The organism is Ramlibacter sp. AN1015, assembly GCF_037726105.1.
Lineage (GTDB): Bacteria > Pseudomonadota > Gammaproteobacteria > Burkholderiales > Burkholderiaceae_C > Ramlibacter.
The window spans coordinates 262,650-284,179 of the sequence record NZ_JBBJUM010000004.1; the positions used below are offsets into that span (position 1 = coordinate 262,650).

Annotated in this window: 19 protein-coding genes; 4 read left to right on the forward strand and 15 right to left on the reverse strand. The window is 69.4% G+C overall.

Going from position 1 to position 21,530, the window contains the following annotated elements; all coding sequences use genetic code 11:
* Nucleotides 1-7: 7 nt before the first annotated feature.
* The 11 genes from WG922_RS08805 to WG922_RS08855 all read right to left on the reverse strand — a co-directional run bounded on the left by WG922_RS08805 (nucleotide 8) and on the right by WG922_RS08855 (nucleotide 10,480).
* Entirely contained in the window at nucleotides 8-1,300 is a 1,293-nt protein-coding gene (locus WG922_RS08805; protein WP_340282131.1) for a TRAP transporter large permease, read from the reverse strand.
* Nucleotides 1,297-1,818: a TRAP transporter small permease gene (locus WG922_RS08810; RefSeq protein ID WP_340282133.1), complete on the reverse strand. Its 522-nt coding sequence runs from the start codon at nucleotides 1,816-1,818 to the stop codon at nucleotides 1,297-1,299. The genes WG922_RS08805 and WG922_RS08810 overlap by 4 nt, the downstream gene beginning before the upstream one ends.
* An 87-nt stretch (nucleotides 1,819-1,905) precedes the next feature.
* Nucleotides 1,906-2,955 carry a TRAP transporter substrate-binding protein gene (locus WG922_RS08815; protein WP_340282134.1) on the reverse strand — a complete coding sequence of 350 codons (1,050 nt, stop codon included), beginning with the start codon at nucleotides 2,953-2,955 and terminating at the stop codon, nucleotides 1,906-1,908.
* Nucleotides 2,956-2,968: 13 nt separating this feature from the next.
* Complete coding sequence (locus WG922_RS08820; protein ID WP_340282135.1) at nucleotides 2,969-3,940, reverse strand: NAD-dependent epimerase/dehydratase family protein; 972 nt, start codon at nucleotides 3,938-3,940, stop codon at nucleotides 2,969-2,971.
* Nucleotides 3,937-4,728 (reverse strand): hydroxypyruvate isomerase family protein, encoded by a 792-nt coding sequence (locus WG922_RS08825; RefSeq protein WP_340282136.1) that lies wholly within the window; start codon nucleotides 4,726-4,728, stop codon nucleotides 3,937-3,939. The genes WG922_RS08820 and WG922_RS08825 overlap by 4 nt, the downstream gene beginning before the upstream one ends.
* 3 nt (nucleotides 4,729-4,731) lie before the next feature.
* Entirely contained in the window at nucleotides 4,732-5,628 is an 897-nt protein-coding gene (locus WG922_RS08830; protein WP_340282137.1) for an NAD(P)-dependent oxidoreductase, read from the reverse strand.
* A gap of 63 nt (nucleotides 5,629-5,691) precedes the next feature.
* Nucleotides 5,692-6,429, reverse strand: coding sequence for a GntR family transcriptional regulator (locus tag WG922_RS08835; protein ID WP_445322807.1), 738 nt, complete (start codon nucleotides 6,427-6,429; stop codon nucleotides 5,692-5,694).
* Entirely contained in the window at nucleotides 6,422-6,928 is a 507-nt protein-coding gene (locus tag WG922_RS08840; RefSeq protein WP_340282139.1) for an aromatic-ring-hydroxylating dioxygenase subunit beta, read from the reverse strand. Before WG922_RS08840 ends, WG922_RS08835 begins: the two co-directional genes overlap by 8 nt.
* Complete coding sequence (locus tag WG922_RS08845) at nucleotides 6,925-8,349, reverse strand: aromatic ring-hydroxylating oxygenase subunit alpha (RefSeq protein WP_340282140.1); 1,425 nt, start codon at nucleotides 8,347-8,349, stop codon at nucleotides 6,925-6,927. The genes WG922_RS08840 and WG922_RS08845 overlap by 4 nt, the downstream gene beginning before the upstream one ends.
* Nucleotides 8,350-8,491: 142 nt before the next feature.
* Nucleotides 8,492-9,466 (reverse strand): fumarylacetoacetate hydrolase family protein, encoded by a 975-nt coding sequence (locus WG922_RS08850; RefSeq protein WP_340282141.1) that lies wholly within the window; start codon nucleotides 9,464-9,466, stop codon nucleotides 8,492-8,494.
* A 39-nt stretch (nucleotides 9,467-9,505) separates the two neighbouring features.
* On the reverse strand, nucleotides 9,506-10,480 hold the full coding sequence (locus WG922_RS08855) for a Bug family tripartite tricarboxylate transporter substrate binding protein (RefSeq protein WP_340282143.1): 975 nt from the start codon (nucleotides 10,478-10,480) through the stop codon (nucleotides 9,506-9,508).
* 175 nt (nucleotides 10,481-10,655) lie between these two features.
* Between WG922_RS08855 and WG922_RS08860 the strand changes: the two genes are divergently transcribed.
* Nucleotides 10,656-11,429, forward strand: a complete 774-nt coding sequence (locus WG922_RS08860; protein ID WP_340282145.1) for a FadR/GntR family transcriptional regulator — start codon at nucleotides 10,656-10,658, stop codon at nucleotides 11,427-11,429.
* Nucleotides 11,430-11,467: 38 nt separating this feature from the next.
* On the opposite strand, the gene WG922_RS08865 is transcribed toward WG922_RS08860, so the two are convergent.
* Nucleotides 11,468-12,727 (reverse strand): phospholipase D-like domain-containing protein, encoded by a 1,260-nt coding sequence (locus WG922_RS08865; protein WP_340282146.1) that lies wholly within the window; start codon nucleotides 12,725-12,727, stop codon nucleotides 11,468-11,470.
* Nucleotides 12,728-12,936: 209 nt separating this feature from the next.
* Between WG922_RS08865 and WG922_RS08870 the strand changes: the two genes are divergently transcribed.
* Nucleotides 12,937-13,467: a DsrE family protein gene (locus WG922_RS08870; protein WP_340282147.1), complete on the forward strand. Its 531-nt coding sequence runs from the start codon at nucleotides 12,937-12,939 to the stop codon at nucleotides 13,465-13,467.
* Nucleotides 13,468-13,514: 47 nt separating this feature from the next.
* Here the strand turns inward: WG922_RS08870 and gorA are convergent, their stop codons facing one another.
* The gene (gene gorA, locus WG922_RS08875) at nucleotides 13,515-14,927 is read right to left on the reverse strand and encodes a glutathione-disulfide reductase (RefSeq protein WP_340282148.1); all 1,413 of its coding nucleotides are present in this window, start codon (nucleotides 14,925-14,927) and stop codon (nucleotides 13,515-13,517) included.
* 154 nt (nucleotides 14,928-15,081) lie between these two features.
* Here gorA and WG922_RS08880 point away from each other — a divergent pair, with 154 nt between their 5' ends.
* Nucleotides 15,082-16,338 (forward strand): CaiB/BaiF CoA transferase family protein, encoded by a 1,257-nt coding sequence (locus WG922_RS08880; protein ID WP_340282149.1) that lies wholly within the window; start codon nucleotides 15,082-15,084, stop codon nucleotides 16,336-16,338.
* Between the two features lie 326 nt (nucleotides 16,339-16,664).
* Here WG922_RS08880 and WG922_RS08885 read toward each other — a convergent pair whose 3' ends face one another.
* Nucleotides 16,665-17,663: a Bug family tripartite tricarboxylate transporter substrate binding protein gene (locus tag WG922_RS08885; protein WP_340282151.1), complete on the reverse strand. Its 999-nt coding sequence runs from the start codon at nucleotides 17,661-17,663 to the stop codon at nucleotides 16,665-16,667.
* A gap of 134 nt (nucleotides 17,664-17,797) precedes the next feature.
* Here WG922_RS08885 and WG922_RS08890 point away from each other — a divergent pair, with 134 nt between their 5' ends.
* Entirely contained in the window at nucleotides 17,798-18,610 is an 813-nt protein-coding gene (locus WG922_RS08890) for a hypothetical protein (RefSeq protein WP_340282153.1), read from the forward strand.
* A 36-nt stretch (nucleotides 18,611-18,646) separates the two neighbouring features.
* Here the strand turns inward: WG922_RS08890 and WG922_RS08895 are convergent, their stop codons facing one another.
* A complete protein-coding gene (locus tag WG922_RS08895) occupies nucleotides 18,647-21,301 on the reverse strand; it encodes a CHASE domain-containing protein (protein WP_340282155.1) in 2,655 nt (884 codons plus the stop codon).
* Nucleotides 21,302-21,530 lie beyond the last annotated feature (229 nt).

Below are 21,530 nucleotides of genomic sequence, written 5' to 3' on the forward strand. Positions count from 1 at the left end.
AGCTCCGTCAACCGATGAAACGCGGCAGCAGCAGGCTGATGGACGGAAAGGCGATCAGAAGCGCCAGCCGCAGCAGGTCGGCCACCAGGAACGGCCGGACGCCCTGGAACAGCGTGCCCATGGACAGGCCCGGCAACAGGCTCTTGAGGATCATCACGTTCAGCCCCACCGGCGGGGTGATGAAGCTGAGCTCGGTGACCACTACCACCAGGATGCCGAACCAGATCAGGTCGTAGCCCAGGAACTGCACCAGCGGATAGAACAGCGGCACGGTGAGCAGGATCATGGACATGCTCTCGAGCACGCAGCCGAGCACCACGTAGATGGCGCAGATCGCCACGATGACCAGCATGGGGTGGACGTCGAACTGGCGTACCGCGTCCTGCAGGTCCCCGGGCAGCGTGGTGAAGTTGATGAAATTGGCGAAGGTGAGGGCGCCGATCAGCACCAGGAACAGCATGCCGGTGGTGCGGGCCGACTCCACCAGCACGTCCGACAGCACCTTGCGGTCAAGCCGTCCGCGCAGCAGCGCGAACAGGAAGGCGCCGCACGCGCCGATGCCTGCGGCCTCGGTGGAACTGAAGACGCCGCCATAGATGCCGCCCATCACCACGACGAACAGCACCAGCACGCCCCACACCTCGCGCAGCGCGGCTCCGCGCTGGCGCCAGGTGTGGCGCTCGCCGGGCGGTCCGGCGGCCGGATTGCGCCAGATGGTCCAGCGTACGGCGAGCAGGTAGAACCCGATGGCGACCAGCCCCGGCAGGATCCCGGCCGCGAACATCTTGCCGATGCTTTGCTGCGTGAGGATGGCGTAGACCACCATCACCACCGAGGGCGGAATCAGGATGCCGAGCGTGCCGCCCGCGGCGATGGAGCCGGAGGCCAGTGCGTCGCTGTAGCCCAGCTTGCGCATCTCGGGGTAGGCCACCTTGGACATGGTGGCGGCCGTGGCCAGGCTGGAGCCGCACACCGCGCCGAAGCCTCCGCAGGCCACGACCGTCGACATGGCGAGCCCGCCGCGGCGGTGCCCCAGGAACGCGTAGGCGGCTGCATAGAGCTCGCGCGACAGCCGCGCCTGGGTGATGAAGTTTCCCATGAGGATGAACAGCGGCACCACCGAGAGCAGGTACTGGAAGCCGCTCTCGCGCACCACCGCGCCCACCATGGCGAAGGCCGCCGAGAAGTCGCGCATCCAGGCCAGCCCCAGCAGGCCCACCAGGGCCATGGCAAAAGCGATCGGCACGCGCAGGAAGATCAGGGCCAGCATGGCCGCGAAACCGACGAGGGCTTCGGTCATGCGCGCTCCGCCGGGTCGGTTGCAGAAGCAGGTGCCGATCCCGGTGCAGCGCCCGGCGACGGCCCAACCCACAGCATGGCGATCTGCACCAGCGCGTTCACGAACAGCATCGCGCTCATGAAGAAGACCACCGGCGCCAGCGGCAGGCGCAGCATCTGCGTCTGGTCCGCGTACTCCAGGGCCGAACGCGCCTGCTCCCAGCTGGTGGCTGCCAGCAGCACGCTCACGCCGGCAGCCAGAACGTGGGTGAGCACCGCCAGCACCCGCTGCCCGGTTGCGCCGAACGGCATGGGCAGCAGGTCCACGGCAACGTGCTCGCGACCCAGCGTGGCGAGCACGACGCCGGAGAAGATCACGCCCACCATGAGGATTTCGGTGAGTTCCACCGCGCCGACGACCGACACGTTGAACACGTAGCGCCCCAGGACGTCTGCCAGCGTGAGGAGGGCGAGGGCTGCCATGCAGGCCTCGGCAAGGCGCTTGAGCGCGGCCCGCAAGAACAGAAGGACGGATGTCATGCGATATGGAGATGGGCCAGGCGCGCGAGGCGCCCGGTGGGCCCGGCGCACCGTGCGCGCCGGGCAGGAGGCTGCGGGCGCCGGGGTTTACTGCTTCGTGCCTTCGAGCTTGCGCAACTCGGCGCGGTAATCGGCGAGCAGCTTGGGGCCGTCGATGCCCTTGGCCTTGGCCGCTTCGAGCCACGACTTCTCGAACTCCGCGGTGCGCGCGCGCACGCCGGAGACCAGGGCGTCGCTCGCCTGGTGGAAGGCGACGTTCTTGCTCTTGAGGCTTTGCAGCGCCGCGACGTCGGCGTCGCCCCAGGCCTTGCCGCCCATGCGCGCGATGTGCTCGCCAGACAGCTTGAGCAGGATCGCCTGGTCCTTGGGCGACAGGCGCTGGAAAGCACGCTCGTTCATGACGATGCCGTGCAGGTCGGCGTACAGGCCGCCCGGGAACAGCGTGGCGTTCTTGACCACGCCGTCGAGGCGGAACGAGGCCACCGACTCCGGCGGGAACAGCACGCCGTCGACGACGCCGGTGCTCATGAGCTCATACGACTCGGGAGCCGGCTTGACCACGGCGTTGAAGCCGAGCGCGCGGGCGAGGTCGGCCTGGATGCCGCCGCCGATGCGCAGCTTCAGCCCGTCGAAGTCCTCGACCTTCTGCACTTTCTTGTCGGTGGTGAACACCGCGCCCGGGCCATGGCCGTAAAGGCCCAGCAGCTTCACGCCGCGGTGCTCGCCCGCTTCACGCAGGTACTTGTCGTAGATGCGCCAGCTGGCCACCGAGGTCGATTCGGCCGACTGCCCCGAAAAGGGCAGGATCGCGAACTTCATCAGGTCGAAGCGACCGGGGTAGTACGAGTGCGAGATGAAGGCGAGATCGACCAGGCCGTTGCGCACGGCGTCGAGGTGGCCCACCGGGTTGGTCACCGGCTTGGGCAGGAAGTTGACCTTGACGCGGCCTTCGGTCGCCTGCTCGACCTCCTTGCCCCAGGGGATCATGAAATTCGCGACCAGCACGTGGGTGTGCGGAATCCAGGCCGAGAAGGTCAGCTCCACCGGCTTCTGCGCCTGCGCCCGCGCCGGCGCGGTGGCCAGCATGGCGGCGCCGAGGCACAGGCCCAGGAGGGGGGTGGTCCATTTCAATGTCATCGCGAGGGTCCTCTCAGGGTTGGAAGATGGGTGAGGAGAGCGGGCAGGGTTGCAGCGCGCGCTCGATCAAGGTGTCGAGGGTGCCATCGTGCCGCATGCCGAGGCGTTCGGCCACGGTACTGGTCAGCGGAGGCCACGCGGCGAACTGCGCCTGCAGCGCCGGCTGGGGATCGAATCTCACCAGCCGCTCGACGCCGCCGCCGAAGCGGCGGGCGAGGGCGGCCACGACCTCGCCCGCGCTTGCGCGCAGTGCCGGCAGATTGAAGGCCCGCTGCCCGGGCAGCAGCGCGGCATCGACCTCCGCAGCGCGCAGCAGGTGCCCGACGCAGGCGGAAAGCGACAGCAGCCACATGGTGCCGTCGGGCCCGATCGGACACGTCATGGCGCGGCCCTCGGCCGGCGCGCGAATGAGCTCGCTGGCAAACGAGGACAAGGCGCCCTGCGCCTGCGAAGGGCGGGCGACCACGCCCGACAGGCGCGGCGACCGGCCGTCGATCCAGCCGCGGCGGCTGTAGTCGGCCAGGAGAATTTCGACGGCGCGCTTCTGCGCCCCGTAGCTGAGCGTCGGCGCCGGCGGCGTGTCGTCGTCGATGGATTGCGGCAGGGGCGTTCCGAAAACGCCGATGGAACTGGCAAAGACCAGCACCGGATGGCAGCCGCGCGTGCGCAGCGCTTCGAACAGCGCGACGCTGTGCCCCACGTTGACCCGCAACCCGGTGGCGAAATCCTCTTCGGCCAGGCGGCTGGTGATGCCGGCCAGGTGGAAGACGGTGTCGGGCTGCGGCGTGAGCGCGGCATCGAGGAGCGAGGCGTCGCCAAGGTCGCCCTCCAGGCAGCGCAGCCCTCGCAGCGTGGGCAGCGGCGGCAGGGAGAGATCGAGCAGCGTGAGCGCGTCGATCTCGCCGGCGCGCAGGCGCGCGAGCAGCATGCCGGCAAGCGCGCGCCCGACGTAGCCGCCGGCGCCGGTCAGCAACACCCGCTTCATGCGAGCACTCCGCGCGCGCGCAGCGGCTCGGCCCATTTCAGGCCATCGGCAGCGCCGGCGCGTGGGGCGTACTCGCACCCCAGCCACCGCGTGCAGCCGAGTTCGGCCAGGGCCGCCACGGCGTCCTCGAGGTGCGGCTGGTGCAGGTCGGGTTCGTGGCGCCCGTCGGCGCCGGCGATCTGGGCGTGGCCGATCCAGGGAGCGCAGTCCTGCACCGCGGCCAGCGGATCGAGCGCTTCGCGCATGCAGTGATAGAAGTCGAACTGCAGCCGCAGCCGGGGCGTGCCGAACTCGCGCAGCACGTCGATCACCTGCTGCGGCAGCCAATAGCAGTAGCCCGGCATGTCCTGCCGGTTGAGCGCCTCCAGCATCAGCACGAGGTCGTCGGCCTCTGCCAGCGCGAGGGCGTGGGCCAGGTTGCGGCGCAGCGTGGCGGCGCAGTCCTGCGGCGGCAGCCCGGCGATGTGGCCGGCCATGACATGGATCGCGCGGCAGCCGGTGGCCAGGGCAACGGCGCGGGCGCGGTCGAAGGCCTCTTCGAAGGCGCGCTCGGCACCGGGCACGGCGGCCCAGCCCAGGCGTCCCGCGCCGTCGGCCACGGGGGTGTTGATCAGCACCAGCGAGAGGCCGTTTTCGCGCAGCCGCTCGGCGTACCACCCCGGCGGCTGCTCGTAGGGCATCAGGATCTCGGCGCCGCGAAATCCGTCGCGCGCGGCAGCCTCGAACCGTTCGGACCAGGGGAGTTCAGGGTAGAGCCAACTGAGGTTGGCTGCGAGCTGCAGGGCCATGTGTCAGCCGCCCACCTGGCGCAGGAAGGACGCGCGGCGCTCGGGCAGCAGCACGCTGATGACCGCCGACAGCTCGGCTTCGGCCAGGCCCAGCGCGGCGGCCATGCGCAGCACCTGCTGCACGTTGGCCGTGAGCGGCATGGGGGCGCCGCTCTGGCGGGCGGTGTCGATCACGGTATCGACATCCTTGAGCATGGTGGAGAGCGCCCCGATGATGCTGGGCTGCGCCTCGTTCATGCGCGGCGCGAACACCTGCAGCGGCTTGGAATCGGCCCAGCCGCCAGCCAGCGCTGCGGCCAGCTTGCGCGCGTCGATGCCGTTGCGCTCGGCAAAGGACAAGGCCTCGGCGACCGCCACCACCGTGGTGGCGACGATGGTCTGGTTGCACAGCTTGGTGGCCTGGCCTGCGCCGCAGCCGCCCATGTGCGTGATGTTGCCGGCATAGGCACGCATGGCCTCGCTCGCCTGCTGCAGATGACGCGCCTCGCCGCCGGCCATGACGGCGAGGGTGCCGGCCTCCACGCCGCCCACGCCGCCGGACACCGGCGCATCGATCCAGTCGGCGCCCGGCGCCTCGGCCAGCCGCGACGCGAGGCGGCGGGTGGCCTCGGGCGAGATGCTGGAGTGGTCCACCACCCAGCGCAGTCCCGGTGCCTGCGCCACCCCGTCCGGCCCGAACACCACCGCGTCGGCGGCGGCGGCATCGAACAGGCACATCAGCACGCCATCGACTCCGGTGGCGGCCTCGCGCGGCGTCGCGACGAGCCGTGCCCCGGCATCGACCAGCGGGGCCGCCTTGTGCGCCGAACGGTTCCAGACCTGGACCTCGTGCCCGGCCTGCAGCAGGCGCCGCACCATGGGCGCCCCCATCAATCCCAATCCGCAGAATCCCAGTTTCATCTTCGTCGTCTTCCTCGTTGTCTTGGTGCGCCGCAGGGTCCGCGGCGTCGGGTCGCCAGGGCTTCACTCGTCTGGATGCAGCCGCTCGAATACCCAGCCGATGTCCTGTTCGATGCAGGCGCGGGCCCGCGCGAAGTCGCCGCGGCGCATGGCGGCGACCGTCGCCTCGTGCAGCCGGTCGGCCGGGCCTTCGTCGCTGTGCAGCAGCTCGCGCGTGGCGCGCAGGTACGCGCCCGACTGCAGCCACAGGCTTTCGATGGCCGCCATCATCACGGGCGAGTCGGCGGCGCCGTAGATGGTGAAGTGAAAGATGCGGTTCTTCTCCAGGCTCGCTGCCACCCCTTCGCGGCTGCGCCGGTCGTCGGTGATCTGGCAGGCGAGGCGCTCCAGCCGGTCGAGCGCTTCGGCAGGCAGGCGCGGGCCCGCCCACTCGGTGACCGTGCCCTCTATCAGCACGCGTGCGCGGTGCACGTCGTTGAGGCGGGCGCGGGTGGTCAGCGGCACCCGGGTCGTTCCGTTGGGCAGGGGCTCCAGGCCGTTCTGGGCCACCAGGCGGCGCAGCGCCTCGCGCACGGGCATGGTGCTGGTTCCCAGGGCGTCGGCGAGGTACTGGATGCCCAGCACCTGGCCGGCGCGGTATTCACCGTGCATCAGCTTGTTGCGCAAGGCCTGGTAGACGGCTTCGTTCACCGGCTGGCGCACGATGGGCTGCAGCGCCTCCAGGGCCTGCAGGGCCTCGGGAGGCGCCCCGAGCGCGGTCGGCCGGGCGCTGCGCAGGGACGGTCCGCTGCGCTCAGACACAGTAGAAATCCAGCATGGTCGGGATCACGTCGTTGTGCAGCACGATGGTCTTGCCCGCGATGCGCCAGTCGTCCTCGACACGCCGCAGCAGGTGTTCGTAGCGGCCGAAGAAGACGTGCTGCGTGCGGTCCTTCAGGCGCAGCAGGTGGCAGCTCCAGCTGGAGTGCACGGTGAGCGTGTCGGCGTCGCCGGTGGCCTCGACCACCGAATTGGTGACCTGGTGGCAGGTGCGGGGCAGGGGCGTCGATGCCACCGAAAGCTGCGAGCGCACCCGCCAGACGCGGTCTTCGAGCCCGGCGCGCGCGGCGATGTAGATCAGGGAGAGTTCGCTGTCGGGCGAGCGGGCAAGCGTGTGCTCGTCGGTCCAGGCGGGCATCCAGAAGCGCACGTCTTCGGTAAACAGCGCCAGCCAGTCGTCCCAGCGCTGCGCGTCGAGATACAGCGCCTCGCGGTGCACCAGCGCCTGTGCGGCGAGCACGGTCTCGGCGGGCGGCGTCATGCTGCGGCCTTGCGCAGGCGCGCGGCCCAGTGGCGGTACAGCGCGTGGAAGATGGTTTCGTCGCTCATCTCGAAGCTCCCCGACACCGAGGTCGTCGGCCGGATGCCCAGCTCGGCGGCGTGCGCGTCGGCGCCCCAGACGAGGCGGCCCATGCCGCGCGCGTACCCCTGCTGCCATTCGATGTCGCCGCTCGCGAAGCCGCGCTGGCAATCCTCGTAGGTGACCGTGTCGTCCGGCGTGGCCAGGCCGCTGGGGTTGAAGAAGTCCTCGTACTGGCGCAGCCGCTGGCGCCGCTGCGGCGCGGCTTCGCCCACCGGCGCGAGGCAGTAGGACGTGATCTCCGTGCAGTCCACCGCCACGGGCCGGATCACCCGCATCTGCAGGGCGGCGTTGGACGCGATCTGCAGGTTGGGAAAGATGTTGAGCTGGCGCGTGCGCAGCATCCAGTCGGCGCGGCGCTCCCCGAAGCGCTCGCGCAGCGCCGGCAGCAGCGGATAGAGCGGGTGGTTCTCTTGCGGCGTGGTGGTCCAGACCAGCGCGTGGCCGTTGGCAAAGCCGAACGATCCCATCATCTCCTGCTGCTTCTTGCCGGCCTGCCAGATGGCAGCCTCGACGTCCGTGCGCTGCGGCATGCGCGAGCGCCGCTCGAGCAGGCGCAGGTACGAGGGGTGCGTCGATGAGAAGTGGTAGGCGTCGGTGGAGTTCTCCAGCTGCAACTTCCAGTTGCCACGGTAGGTGTACGAGACGGCGCCCGGCACGAGCTCCAGGCCGTGCTCGGCTGCATCCACTGCCAGGTCGATGAAGACGCGCGCATCGCCGAGCCACGCATCCAGCGGCGGCACGTCGGCATCGAGGCTGGCGAACAGGAAGCCGCGGTACTCGCCGAAGCGCGCCACCGCAGCGAGATCGTGGCTCTCCGCATCGAAGGCCGGCGTGTAGTCGCCCTCGGCCTTGCCCTTGATGGCGATGTTGGCGCCGTCGCTGCCGTAGCTCCAGCCGTGGTAGTGGCACACATGGGTGCGCCGGTTGCCACGGCGGTGATGCACCACCCGGGCCCCTTTGTGGCGGCAGGAGTTGTGCACGCAGTGCAGGCGACCCGCGGCGTCGCGCATCAGCACCAGCGGCTGGCCAGCCAGCTCGACGCACAGGAAGTCGTGGGGCTGCGGCAACTGGGAGGCGTGGCCCACGAAGGCCCAGCCCGCGGCGAAGAAGCTGCGCATCTCGTGCGCGAAGACCTCCGGGTCGCGGAACACGTCGCGGTGCACGCGGAACACGCCGTCGTCAGGGCGGTCGTCGATCAGGTCGTGGGGGGAGCGGATGTCGGCCTCGAAGAGGTGGGCTGCGGGTGGTGGCGATTGGCTGCGGGCGGCTGCGGGCGGCTGCGGGTGGCTGCGGTTGATGGCCGATATTTGATCAAACATTGCCGGCATCGTGCGGCGGTGTCAGCGGGGATTACCCGTAGCGCGCGACGCAGGCATTCAGTGCAGCCGCAGGCGGTCGGAAAAGCACAAGCCGCCTTCCGGCGGCTTGTGCTTTGGTGGCGTCTCCAGGTCGAGCGGGGTGCTACGCGGCGTGCTCGACGACGGGGTTTTCCAGCCTGCCGATGCCCTCGACCTCGCAGACGATGCGGTCGCCGTCCTTGAGGTAGCCGGTCGCGCGCACCATGCCGTCGGTGCCGGCCCACTTGCCGCCGAGTTCCTCGTCGCACGACCAGGCGGTGCCGCTGGGGGTGCCGGTGATGATGACCATGCCGGGGCGCAGCGTGACGTTGATCGAGAAGAAGTGCACCAGCTGGGCCACCGTCCAGATCATCTGCGAGGTGCTGCTGATCTGGCGCAGGTCGCCATTGACCCAGGAGCGCACCATGATGTTCTGCGGGTCCGGTATGTCGTCGCGCGTGGCGATGCACGGGCCCAGGGGCGCGGCGGTGTCGAAGAACTTGCCGCGGCCCAGCTCGTACCAGTAGCTTCCGTCGGGGCGGCGGCGCACCTGCCGGTCGCGGGCCGTGACGTCGTTGACGATGGTGTAGCCGAACACGTGATCGAGGGCCCGATCGACGGGGATGTGGCGGCCGGGTTTGCCGATCACGACGGCGAGTTCCACCTCCCCATCGAGCTTGGAGGTGAGCACGCGGTCCAGCACGATGGGCTCGCCGCTGCCGACCACGCAGTCACCGGTCTTGACGAAGAACTCCGGCTCCTTGCCGCTGGTGTCGGCGTTGGCCTTTTCCTGGTTGTGGCTCAGGTAGTTGCTGCCCGAGCACAGGATGGTGGACGGCACCATCGGCGCGACCATCCGGGCATCGGCGGTGCGGATGCGGCCCGCCGGGTTGGTGCGGCTGCGCTCGATGGCCTGCTCGAAGAGCGGCCGCAGCGCGTCCCAGTGCTGGATCACGGTGACGGTGCTGCCCAGCGCCGGCAGCAGCGCGGTGGGCAGCAGGGGCTGGGCCTCGTGCACGGCGAGCACATCGACCACGCATTCGCCGTCGAGCAGGCCGACGCGCCGCACGCCGCCGACTTCGATATTCACGATTTTCATAGGAGCAGTCCGGTGCCTGGATGAACGTTCGGGGCGTCTTTACTGGATCTTGCCCATCTTGCCCAGCACGGTCTCGAAGCGCTTGGTGTCCTCGACCAGGAAGCGCGCGAACTCGTCCGCGTCCATGTACTGGATGGGGGTCTTCTGGGCGGCCATGGCCGTGGTGAAGGCGGTGTGCGCCGAGGCTTCCTTGATCGAGCTGCGCAGCCGCTCGACGATCGGGTCGGGCGTAGCCGCGGGGACGAACACACCGGTCCACAGGTAGAACTCGCCGCCGTACCCCGCCTCGCGCGAGGTGGGCACCTGGGGCAGCGAGGGCACCCGCTTTTCGCTCATGGCCGTGAGCACCTTGAACTTGCCGCTGGCGATGTGCGCGGCGATGGCGCCGGGGGTCTGCATGGTGGCGTCCACCTGGCCGGCGAGCAGGGCGGTGATCTGCTGGCCGCCGCCGCTGAAGGGCACGTGGATCATCTGCAGGCCGGCCGCGTGCGCCAGGATCTCCATGGCGACGTGCGTGGTGCCGTAGATGCCAGACGAGCTGTAGGAGATCTTGCCCGGGTTCTTGCGCACGTCGCGCACGAAGTCCTCGAGGCTGTTCCACGGGCTTTCGGCCCGCACCGCCAGCACGGTGGGGTCGGCCGTGAGGCGCGCGACGGGCCGGAACTGGTCCATCTGGAAGGTAGCGGCGCGGCCGCTGATGCGGTCGGAGATGGGGATGGTGATCATGCTGGGCAGCGCCATCAGCAGGGTGTAGCCGTCGGGCTTGGCCTTGGCCGCGGCCGTCATGCCGATGGCGCCACCGGCGCCGCCCTTGTTCTCGATCACGATGCTCTGGCCGAGGTTGGCCGACATGCCGATGGCGAGCGGACGCGCCGTCACGTCGGACACGCCGCCGGGCGTGAAGGGCACCACCATGGTGATGGGACGGTCCGGATAGGTCTGCGCCGAAGCGCTGGCGATGGCGAGCGCCGTGGCGCATCCCAGGGCCGCGCGGACCCATTGCTTCATCTGCATTGCATGTCTCCTTGTCTTGTGTCGGTGGGTGTCGGTCGGCAGCCCCATCGGCCGGACCAATGGCAGATCATAAGAAGACCAATCCAGGAGCCTCCATCAGGTCATACCCTGGGGGGAACCCGATGGTCGCGACCAAAACCGGACCAATGTCGCTTCCGCTGCCTAGAATCGCGCCATGAGCCGCCCCGCACCGCCGATGAACGTCCGCCAGCGCGCCCGCGAGGCCGGCACGGCGCTGCATCGGCACGTGGTCGGCCGCATCGGATCGGGCCAGCTCAAGGCCGGTGACCGGCTGCCGACCGAACGCGAGCTGGTGGCCATGTTCGGTGGCGGACGTGGCACCGTGCGCCGCGTGCTCGGCGAGCTCGAGAGCCAGGGGCTGATCGGCCGCGAGGTCGGCCGCGGCACCTTCGTGCGAGGACCGGCCGCTGCGGTGCTGCGGTCTGGCGGCCCGCTCGGCGCGCTGCGAGACGGTCCCGCCGCGCAGGCCGCCGCCCATGCCGCCGACCTCGCCACCGTCGCGCGCCTCACGAGCCCGGCGGACGTGATGGAGCTGCGCCTGATGCTCGAGCCGATGGTGATGGAGCTGACCGTCAGTCGCGCGAGCCAGTCCGAGCTCGACGCGATGGACGACTGCCTGCGGCAGGCGCGCAGCGCTGCGACGCTGGAAGCGTTCGAGCATTGGGACGACATGCTGCACCGCTGCTTCGCCGCCGCGTCGCGCAATCCGCTGTGCGTGGCGGTGTATGCGCTGATCGGCGCGGTGCGCCTGGAAGCTCCTTGGGGTGAGCTCAAGCGCCGCACCCTGACCGATGCCCTCAAAAAGAAGCATTTCGACGAGCACGTGCGCATCGTCGATGCGGTGCGGGCGCGGGACGCGCAGCTCGCGCGCCGCCTGATGCAGCAGCACCTGGAACACATCCGACGGAACATGTTCGGGCCCGCCTGAGCGCAGGCCGGGACATGCTGTCGCCCCGACAGGCCCCCTCAGAGCTGGGGCCGCATGGTTCCCACCAGGCGCTCCACCTGCCAGCGCAGCCAGTCGCGCTTGAGGTCGCGGCGGCGAACGCGTCGCCCGCGCTGCCAGTCTTCCTCGAAGACGCGGACCTGCTCGCGGGCGAAATCCGCGTCGAGCACATTGAGGTTCGCCTCGTCGTTGAGCTGGAAGGAGCGGTTGTCGAAATTGGTCGAACCGATGGAGACGAAGCAGTCGTCGATCACCAGTACCTTGCAGTGAAACATGGTGGGCTGGTACTCCGCGATGGCGATGCCTGCCTTCAGCAGCGGTGGCCACAGCGAGCGCGACGCCTTGCGGATCGTGCTCACGTCGATGTGCCTGCCCGGCACGAGGATGCGGATGTCCACGCCTCGCTCGGCGGCGTCCACCAGCGCCTTGACGGCGAGTGGCCCGGGCACGAAGTAGGCACTGGACAGCACGATGCGCTCGCGCGCCGCGGTGATCGCGAGCAGGTACAGCAGGTGCATGCTGGCGCTGCCGCCGGCCGCCGAACTGCCGAACATCTGGGCAGACTGCGAGCCCACGCGCTCCAGTGGGGGAAAGTAGGGGCTGCCATGCAGGACCTCGCCGGTGGCCTTGATCCAGTTGTCCAGGAACACGGCCTGGATCTGCGCGACCGCCGGCCCCTCCACGCGGAAGTGCGAATCGCGCCAGTGCTGCGGATCCTGCGCATGGCCCAGCCAGGTGTCCGCGATGCCCACGCCGCCGGTGAAGCCGATGCGCCCGTCGATCACCAGCAGCTTGCGGTGGGTGCGGTGGTTCATGTGGCGCAGCTGGAAGATGCTCGGGCGGTGGTAGCGCTGCACGACCACCCCGCACGCCTGCATCTTGTGCAACAGGCGCCGCGACATGCGCTGGCTGCCGAGCCAGTCGAGCAGCACGTGCACCCGTACCCCGGCTCGCGCGCGCTCGCAGAGGGCATCGGCGAAGCGCTGGCCGATGGAGCCCGACCAGTAGATGAAGGTTTCGAAGCAGATCGTTTCGCGTGCGCCGCCGATGGCGTCGAGCATGGCCGGGAAGATCTCGTCGCCGTTGCGCAGCAGGCGCACCGTGTTGCCCTCGGTCACCTCCGGACCCAGCAGCACCCCCAGAGCGCGCCGGAAATCGTCGCTGTCGATGGAGTAGCGGTTGGTGATGCTGCGCTGGATGCGCTTCTCACCGGCGGTGAGGTTGGCGTATGCGAGCACGCCGAGCAGCGTCGCGCCGGCAGTTGCGATGAGCTTCCACATGGGCTGCGGGTTCCGATTGAAAGGTATTGTCCGCATGCGCTGCGTGCCGGTGGCGGCTGCCGGCCAGCCCGACAGCGAAACAAGTTGAAAGGCTGCCGACCGGCACGGCCCGGCAGATGCGTCATGCTGTGCTACAACGCCTCGGGCCCTGCCGGGCATCGTGCGATGCCGGCGCGCCAGCGATCGATGTGAACGACAAGGAGACGAAGATGAAGTACCTGCACGCATTGCCACTGGCCCTCGCGGCCTTCTGTGCCGCCGGCGCGACCGCCGGCCCGGCCGACCCCTCCCGCTTCGACCCCACGCCCTACAAGGCGCAGAAGGCGGTGTACGACTTCAACTTCGCCAAGCCCATGGAGGCGAAGACTGCCTTCGGCTACATCAAGAACCACCTGAAGGCGATCAAGGAGTACGGCGACCCGAAGAACTCCCATCTCGTGATCGTGGCCCATGGCAACGAGCTGCATGCCTTCTCGCGGCTGAACCGCGCCGCCTACCCCGGGATGTACGAGGAGTTGAAGGCGCTGGCCGATGCCGGCGTGACCATCCGGGTGTGCAGCAATGCGGCCCGTTCGCGCGGCTACAAGCCCGACGAGTTCTACGATGTGGTGACGGTCGCCCCGGCCGCCGTGATCGACCTCGCGAAGTGGCAGAACGAAGGCTACAGCTACATGTACGCAGAGTGGTTCCCCCGCGTCACCCGCGACGAGATCGTTAAGCAGTTTCCCGAACTGCAGTAGGCGCCCGAGGAGACAGGACCAGAGAAGGCGGGCTGGTCTTCAATGCGCTACGCCGCGTCCGAGGCGATGGCATGCGCCGAGCCGGCCGGCGCCGGACCCGCGACCGGCTCGCGCATGGTGACGAACTCCTCCGCGGCTGTCGGGTGGATGCCGATGGTGCTGTCGAACACCGCCTTGGTCGCGCCCGCCCGCAACGCCACCGCGAAGCCCTGGACGACCTCGCCGGCTTCGGGTCCCACCATGTGCAGCCCCACCACGCGATCGGTCGCGCAGTCCACGACCAGCTTCATGAGCGTGCGCTCTGTGCTGCCCGAGATCGTGTGCTTGAGCGGCTTGAAATCGGTACGGAAGACGGCGATGTGCCCGTGGCGCTCGCGGGCGGCTTCCTCGGTGAGGCCGACGGTGCCGATGTTCGGATGGGTGAAGACAGCGGTGGGAACCAGCTCATAGCCCACGCTGCGCTGGCCGGAGCCGAAAAGCCGATCGACCACCGCCATCGCCTCGGCCAGGGCGACCGGCGTGAGCTGCAAGCCGGCGGTCACGTCGCCCACCGCATGGATCGAGGGCACGCTGCTCTGGTAGTGGGCATCGACCAGGATGGCGCCCTGCGCGTCCTGGCCGGCGCCGGCGAGTTCCAGGCCCAGCCCCTGGGTGTTGGGGACGCGGCCGGTCGCATAGAGCACCGCGTCCGCAGCCAGCGTGGTGCCGCCCTCCAGGGTGACATCGAGAGCCTCGCCGCGCCGTGCCACCGCCTCCACGTCGCAGTGCAGGCGCAGGTCCACCCCGTGCTTGCGCATCTCCTGGGCGATGAAGTCGCGCACGTCGCGGTCGAATCCGCGCAGGATCTGCTCGCCGCGGTAGAGGAGGGTGACCTGAGCGCCCAGCCCCTGGAAGATCGATGCGAACTCGCACGCGATGTAGCCGCCGCCGACCACCACCAGCCGGCGCGGAAAGGGGTCCAGGTCGAACATGGCGTCGGACGTGTGGACCAGCTCGCGCCCCGGCAGGTCCGGCACGTACGGCGTCGCGCCCGTCGCCACCAGGATGTGCCGTGCGCGGAAGTTCCGCGTCCCGTCGGCGCCCTGCACACGCACGGACTGCGGCCCCGTCAACTGGGCCCAGCCGCGCTCGATCTGCACGCCCGCGGTGCGCAGCAGGTGCTCGTACACGCCGTTGAGCCGGGTGATCTCCGCTGCCCGCTTGAGCTTCAGCCGCGCCCAGTCGAGCCTCGGCGTGCCCACGCTCCAGCCGTAGCCGGCCGCATCGGCAAAGTCGTCCGCGAACTCGGCCGCATAGCTGTACAGCTTTTTCGGGATGCAGCCCACGTTCACGCAGGTGCCGCCCAGCGCGGCCGCTTCGGCGAGCACGACGCGTGCGCCTTGCTGGGCCGCCATGCGCGCCGCGCGGACGCCGCCGCTGCCACCGCCGATGACGAAGAAATCGCAGTCGAAGTCGCTCATGGAATGCTCTGGTTGGGAAGAAACACGGATGCGCGGCCAAGCGCCATGCACAGGTGCGACGCTACAACAACGCGCGCCGCGGCGGGGAACGCGTGACGCGCTCGGCGTCGCGGCGGGCGGCCGTCGCGTCCGCGCCTGCTTCTACACTGCGACGATGGTCTCTTCCGTGTCCTTTTCCCTGGGGTCTTCGCCGCGCCCGCCAGAGCCGGCATCCGTCCCGCCCCAGCCCCCGCAGCCACTGCAAGGCGTGCGGGTGATCGAGTTCACGCACATGGTGATGGGGCCGACCTGCGGGATGGTGCTGGCGGATCTCGGTGCGGAGACGATCAAGATCGAACCGGTGGACGGGGACCGCACGCGCCAGCTGCTAGGAGCCGGCTCGGGTTTCTTTCCGCTCTGCAACCGCAACAAAAAGAGCATCGGCATCGACCTGCACGTGCCGGAGGGCGCCGAAGTCGCTCGCCGGCTGTGCCAGGGCGCCGATGTCGTTGCGGAGAACTTCAAGCCGGGCACGCTGCGCAAGTACGGCCTGGACTACGCGACGCTCGGCCCCCTCAACCCGCGCCTGATCTACGTGAGCCACAAGGGCTTCCTGCCGGGGCCGTACGAGCGGCGCCCGGCGCTGGACGAGGTCGTGCAGATGATGGGCGGCCTGGCCTACATGACCGGGCGGCCCGGCGATCCGCTGCGCGCGGGGGCCAGCGTCAACGACATCATGGGTGGCCTGTTCGGCGCCATCGGGGTGCTTGGTGCGCTCATCCAGCGAGGCATCACCGGGCGCGGCATGGAGGTGCAATCGGCCCTGTACGAAAACAACGTGTTCCTGATGGGGCAGCACATGCTGCAGTACGCCATGACCGGGCGGCACCCGCAGCCCATGCCTGCGCGCGAGAACCCGTGGGGCGTGTACGACGTGTTCACGGTGGCCGCCGGCGAGCAGATCTTCCTGGCCGCGGTGAGCGATGCGCAGTGGAAAAGCTTCTGCGACGCGCTCGGTTTCGCGGACCTGCGCGATGCGCCCGAACTCGCCACCAACAACGAGCGCGCCGTGCGGCGGCCGCAACTCCTGGCCACGCTGCGCGAGCGGCTCGCGAGCCGCGATGCCGGAGAGGTCGCGGCCGCGATGGAACGCGCGGGGCTGCCCTTCGCGCCGATCCGCCGGCCCGAGGACCTGCTGCAGGACGAGCACCTGCGGGCGACCGGCGGCCTCGCCGACATCACGCTGCCGGATGGGCCGAAGGCGGGCGACGCGGTCAAGACGCCCTTGCTTCCGTTCACGCTGGACGGCAGCCGCCTCGGCGTTCGCCTCCAGCCGCCCCGCCTGGGCGAGCACTGCCGCGAACTGCTGGCGCAGGCCGGCTACAGCGACGCACAGATCGAGGATTTGCGGGTGCGGCGCGTGGTGGCGTGAGGGTGGTGGCGGCGGACTTCGATGGCGGCGGCCTGCCGCACGGGGCAGCTTGTGGGTGCAGCCGTGGCGTGACGCCACTGCCACGTCGCGACGAGCTGCGCAGACGACGTGCGCAGAGAACGTGCGGGAAGCGCCTGGAGTGCGCATGCGCCGAGGCGATGCACCAGGCGCGCGAACGCCCTCGCATCGCCTCGTGCCGCCACCGCGCGCAGCTGCGCGTCGGGCGAACCGGCCGTGGTGGCATCGGCGCCAGGCGTGCGCCGCGCGCGCCCACCGCGCTGCGGGTCAGGCAGCAAGCAGGCGGCGGCGTTTCGCGCAGCCGATGCTCACTCCATCTTGAGATCGAGTCGTTTCACCAGCGGCTCCCAGCGGGCGGACGCCGACTTCACGGCGGCTTCGGCGTCGGGGTGGCTGCTGCCGACGGGGATCAGGTCGGAGTTCTGCAGCTTCTCGCGCACGGCGGGCTGTTTCATGATGTCGGCCGCCGCGGCCGCGAGCTGCGACACCACCGGTGCAGGCGTGCCTTGCGGCGCCTGCAGCACCAGGTTGAACACGATGTCGAGATCAGGCTGGTTCAGGGCCTTGGCTAGCGTGGGCACCTCGGGTGCCAGCGGCGACGGCTCCTTCGAGGACACTGCAAGGGCCGTGAGCTTGCCGGCCTTCACGTGCGGGATGACCGTGGGGGTGGCAAGGAAGCCGCAATCGGTCTCACCGGAGAGCACGGCCATCGTTGCAGGTGCCGGTCCGCGGTAGGGGATGTGCTGCATCTTCGCGCCGGTGCTCTGGAGGAACATTTCGGCGGCCAGGTGGCCCGGAACGCCCGGGCCGCCGGAGGCGTACGTCATGCGTCCCCGGTTGGCCCGGTTCACGAGATCGGTCGCGCTCTTGAGGCCCAGGTTGGCGTTGCACACCAGCATCTGGGTGAAACCGGCGAGCACCGACACGTTCACCAGGTCCTTGCGCGCGTCGAAATTGAGGTTGCGGTAGACCAGCGGATTGATGGTCACCACCGTGTCGGGGCTCAGCACCAGTGTGTAGCCATCGGGCTCGGCCTTTGCCACCACACCGGCAGCGAGGTTGTTGCCCGCACCGGGCCGGTTCTCGACGACGACCGACTGGCCGGTGCGCTGTTGAAGACGTTCCGCAAAGACGCGGGTGGTGATGTCCGAGGGGCCGCCCGGGGGCGAGCCGACGAGGATGCGGATGGTCTTGCTGGGGTAGGCCTGCTGGGCCTGGGCAGCCGCCGGCAGGACAGCCAGCGATGCGAGGGCGGCGAGCGTCGCCGCCGAAATACGGCGGGCGCGCAGAGTCCGGAAGGTGCGCATGAAATATGTCTCCTTGTGACGCAAGTTCGGGAAGGGCTTCCCAGACCAGGCAAAGTGTAGGCGCAGCGTCCGCCGAACATTACGGCTCGTTGCACTGCACCCCCATACGCACGAGTCACTGCCATGCTCGTGTCATGGACGCTTCGCACCACCCCGCTTCGCCGCCGCCGCTTCGCAGTTCGACGCGCGCGGGGGCCGGCTGGCAGGCAGCGGCGCCCCGCACGGTCGAGGCCGACACCGCGGCACCGGCGGCCACTGCCGACGTTGTGCTGCGCACGAGCCGCGTGATCTCGGTGCTGATGGCCTGCGTCGCCGTGCTGCTGGTGCTGCATCTGGTGGTCGTGTGGAGCTTCCTGGGCGAGTGGCGCTTCCCTGCGAGAGAGAAGTTCTACCTTGACGCCGAGAACAACCTCCCCACGGTGTTCTCCATGCTGATCCTGCTCACGGCGGCCGGGCTGTTCGCCTGGATCGCCGCGATCAAGCACCAGCAGCGCGCGCCCTTACGGCTGCATTGGCTCGGGCTGGCGGTGATCTTTTTCATGCTGACGGTGGACGAGTCGGCGTCGCTGCACGAGCTTCTGATCCGGCCGCTGCGCGACGGCTTCCAGCTCACCGGCTGGCTGCGTTTCCCATGGGTCCTCGCGGGCGGCCTGTTTGTGCTGTGCTTCGCAATCGCATACCTGCGGTTCCTCGCGCATCTGCCATCCGCCACCCGCTGGACCTTCATCGCTGCCGGTGTCCTGTACGTAGGCGGTGCCTTGGGGATGGAGATGGTGGGCGGGCAGGTGTTCATGGAGGAGGGCGAGCCCGGTCGTACGCTGGTGCCCTACATGGTGGCCATGACGCTGGAGGAGCTCTTCGAGATGACGGGCATCGTGCTGCTCATCTACGGCCTGCTGCGCTATCTGCGGCAAAGTGGCGTGGCGTTGCGCATCGAGGTGCGGTAGGGCGCCCCGGGCTCGTCCAGGTTTCGGCGCCTTCCGTCAGGCGATCGCCGCGATCCCGACCGTTCCGCGGCCGTGCTCCAGCAGCGTGCGCACCAGTTCGTCCACGTCGATGGGTTTGGCGATGTGCGCATTCATGCCGGCCTCCATGCAGGCCTGCCGGTCGGTCTCCATCGCGTTGGCGGTCATCGCGATGATCGGCAGGGCCACCAGCCCCAGTTCGTGGCGGATGGACCGCGTGGCCTCCAGGCCGTCCATGCGCGGCATCTGCAGGTCCATCAGCACGGCGTCGTACCCGGCGTCGAGCGACAGCCGCTCGACGGCTTCCCGGCCGTCTTCGGCGACATCGACCGTGGCACCGCGCACCTGCAGCAGCTCGCGTGCGATGAACTGGTTGGTCTCGTTGTCCTCGACGAGGAGCACGCGCATGCCGTACAAGGGCGAATCGGCGGGCAGCAGGCCGGGGAGGGTGGTGCTGTCCATGGCCCCTTCCTGGGCCGCCGGCAGCCGCAGACGGAAATGGAAGCGGCTGCCGTGCCCCGGGCGACTATCTACACACAGCTCGCCGCCCATCATGGCCACCAGGTTGCGCGAGATGGCAAGTCCCAGGCCCGTGCCGCCGAAGCGGCGCGTGGTGGAGGCCTCGGCCTGGCCGAAGTCCTGGAACAGCCGGGGGAGCTGATCGGCAGCGATGCCGATGCCGGTGTCCGAGACGGAAAACTCCACGCTCACGCCATCGTCGGACCGCTCGAGCAGCGCGATGCGCAGCAGCACCTCCCCGGCCTCGGTGAACTTCAGCGCATTGCTGCCCAGATTGACGAGGATCTGGCGCAGCCGCAGGTTGTCGGCCACCAGGTAGTCCGGCAGCCGCTTGTCGATGTCGAAGCGCAGGTCGATCCGGCGCTTGCCGAGGCCCGCGGTCAGCAGCACCGCCAGATCGCGCACCAGTTCCGCGACTGCGAACGGGCGCGGATCGAGCGTCATGCGGCCTGCCTCGATCTTGGAGAAATCGAGGATGTCGTCGAGCAGGCTCAACAGCGCCCGCGCGGCGCCGTCGGCCTTGTGGATGCAATCGCGCTGCGCCGGTGTGAGCTGGGTGTCCTTGACCAGCTGCAGCATGCCGAGCACGGCGTTCATGGGCGTGCGGATCTCGTGGCTGATATTGGCGACGAAACGGCTCTTGGCCTGGCTGGCCTGCACGGCGGCGTCGCGCGCCAGGTGCAGCTCGGTCACATCGAGGGCGAGTGTGAAGAAGCCGACCACCTGGCCGCCGGAGAAGTTCGGCACCAGGTGCACCAGGCTGGTGTTCACCTGGCCCTGCTCGTCCGCCTCGCGGTACTCGAAGCGCACGCGCTTGCCCGTGAAGACCTCGGGCGCGTGGCGCAAAGTCACCTCGACGCGCACCGGCGGAAGCAGGTCGCCGATGTGGCGACCCACCATCTGCTCGGGCGTGCTTCCCACCCGCTCGGCAACGACTCGGTTGGCGAAGCCGCAACGCAGCTCGTGGTCCCAATAGACGATGCGCGCAGGGATGTTGTCGGTCACGAGGCGCAGCATCTGCTCGCTCGCGCGCAGCCGCTCGTGGCTGGCGTTGAGTTCCGACGTGGTCTGCGCGAGGTCGGCCGTGATGAATTGCGCGAGCCGCAGTGCCCGGCTGCGGGCCGCCAGCAACACCGCTGCGCTGAAAGCCAGCAGGAGCGACAGGAGGGTGCCCGCAGCCGCCGTCGCCAGAGCCGCAGGTGCGATGCCCAGGGGCATGTCTTCCAGCGCGGGCGTGCTGGCTGCGCGCAGGGTCAACAGGCGGCCACCCACGGTAAGCCGGCGCTCGGTGGTGAACAGGCGATCGCGAAACCGCTGCGGATAGGGAAGCTGCACGCGCGGATCGATGTTCTCCAGGGTGTCGAACAGTGCACGGCCCTCTTCGGGCGCACCGTCGTAGAGGCGCAGATCGACCATGTAGTCGAGGAACGCGGAGATGTCTCCCAGCAGTTCGGCCGCTTCGATGGGAGCGGCGAGCACACCCAACAGGTCGCGGTCGGCATCGGGGCCCACCGCCGCGGTCGGGCTGTTGAACACCGGCAGCATCATCAGCCACCCCGGGCCGCGCGTGTCGTTGCGGGCGAGCACGATGCGGCCGGACAGCGTCGCGGAGTTGGTGGCAATGGCGTTCTCGACCGCCGCCCGCCGCACGGGATCGGCCCCCAGGTCCAGGCCCCACGCAGCCGCATTGGCTTCGAGCGGCGCGAGGTGGCGCACGAGCAGCAGGTCGGCTGCGTCGCCCGTGGTCTTCACCTGGAAGTCGCGACCGGTCTCCTGCCGCACCCGCTCGACGAACTCGGGAAGCGCGGCGCGCGGCACGCGCACCACCAGCGCGAAGGCCTGCTGACCCGGAAACTCGCGCACGAGGTTGCGCGCAGACACCATCTTCGCGAATTCGGCCGCGTTCATATCGGGCTTGATGGCGAAGGTGGCGCGCGCCCCGCGCAGACCGTACTCGGACAGCTGGATGCGTCTGCGAACCTCGTCCTGCAGGCGTTCGATATGGTTGTCGAAGCGGCTGCGAAGGCGCGCCAGCTGGGCATTGTGTGCGGTATAGGCGGCCCAGGCCGTCACCAGCAGGCCCAGCGCCAGCAGCACCCATGCGGCGCGCGGCACGGAGGAACGCAGCTGCACGGTGGCACTTCGGAGGTTCACTGGATCTCCAGGTGGGTGACGGACGGACTGGGTGCTTCGTTGCTTCGCCGCGTTGCGGTGAAGGGATCGATCGGCGAAAAGAGTGCTTTCCTACTGATCGGAGGGGGAGAGCTGCCGATGCGCCGCGAATTCTAGAGCTATCGTGCCCGGCGCCGAACACGAGCTGGACTGTAAGAGTTGACGTGTACCGCGGCGCGTGTTGCGGCCGCGCTGCTTTAATGCGTCCAAC

Coding starts and splice junctions, on each gene's coding strand:
- WG922_RS08840 (WP_340282139.1), bottom strand. CDS start 6,928: ATGACGCCGCCCGCCGAGACCGTGCTCGCCGCACAGGCGCTGGTGCAC.
- WG922_RS08885 (WP_340282151.1), bottom strand. CDS start 17,663: ATGCGCACCTTCCGGACTCTGCGCGCCCGCCGTATTTCGGCGGCGACG.
- WG922_RS08865 (WP_340282146.1), bottom strand. CDS start 12,727: ATGTGGAAGCTCATCGCAACTGCCGGCGCGACGCTGCTCGGCGTGCTC.
- WG922_RS08805 (WP_340282131.1), bottom strand. CDS start 1,300: ATGACCGAAGCCCTCGTCGGTTTCGCGGCCATGCTGGCCCTGATCTTC.
- WG922_RS08825 (WP_340282136.1), bottom strand. CDS start 4,728: ATGGCCCTGCAGCTCGCAGCCAACCTCAGTTGGCTCTACCCTGAACTC.
- WG922_RS08855 (WP_340282143.1), bottom strand. CDS start 10,480: ATGCAGATGAAGCAATGGGTCCGCGCGGCCCTGGGATGCGCCACGGCG.
- WG922_RS08880 (WP_340282149.1), top strand. CDS start 15,082: ATGGTCTCTTCCGTGTCCTTTTCCCTGGGGTCTTCGCCGCGCCCGCCA.
- WG922_RS08845 (WP_340282140.1), bottom strand. CDS start 8,349: ATGTTTGATCAAATATCGGCCATCAACCGCAGCCACCCGCAGCCGCCC.
- gorA (WP_340282148.1), bottom strand. CDS start 14,927: ATGAGCGACTTCGACTGCGATTTCTTCGTCATCGGCGGTGGCAGCGGC.
- WG922_RS08810 (WP_340282133.1), bottom strand. CDS start 1,818: ATGACATCCGTCCTTCTGTTCTTGCGGGCCGCGCTCAAGCGCCTTGCC.
- WG922_RS08890 (WP_340282153.1), top strand. CDS start 17,798: ATGGACGCTTCGCACCACCCCGCTTCGCCGCCGCCGCTTCGCAGTTCG.
- WG922_RS08870 (WP_340282147.1), top strand. CDS start 12,937: ATGAAGTACCTGCACGCATTGCCACTGGCCCTCGCGGCCTTCTGTGCC.
- WG922_RS08815 (WP_340282134.1), bottom strand. CDS start 2,955: ATGACATTGAAATGGACCACCCCCCTCCTGGGCCTGTGCCTCGGCGCC.
- WG922_RS08830 (WP_340282137.1), bottom strand. CDS start 5,628: ATGAAACTGGGATTCTGCGGATTGGGATTGATGGGGGCGCCCATGGTG.
- WG922_RS08860 (WP_340282145.1), top strand. CDS start 10,656: ATGAGCCGCCCCGCACCGCCGATGAACGTCCGCCAGCGCGCCCGCGAG.
- WG922_RS08850 (WP_340282141.1), bottom strand. CDS start 9,466: ATGAAAATCGTGAATATCGAAGTCGGCGGCGTGCGGCGCGTCGGCCTG.
- WG922_RS08820 (WP_340282135.1), bottom strand. CDS start 3,940: ATGAAGCGGGTGTTGCTGACCGGCGCCGGCGGCTACGTCGGGCGCGCG.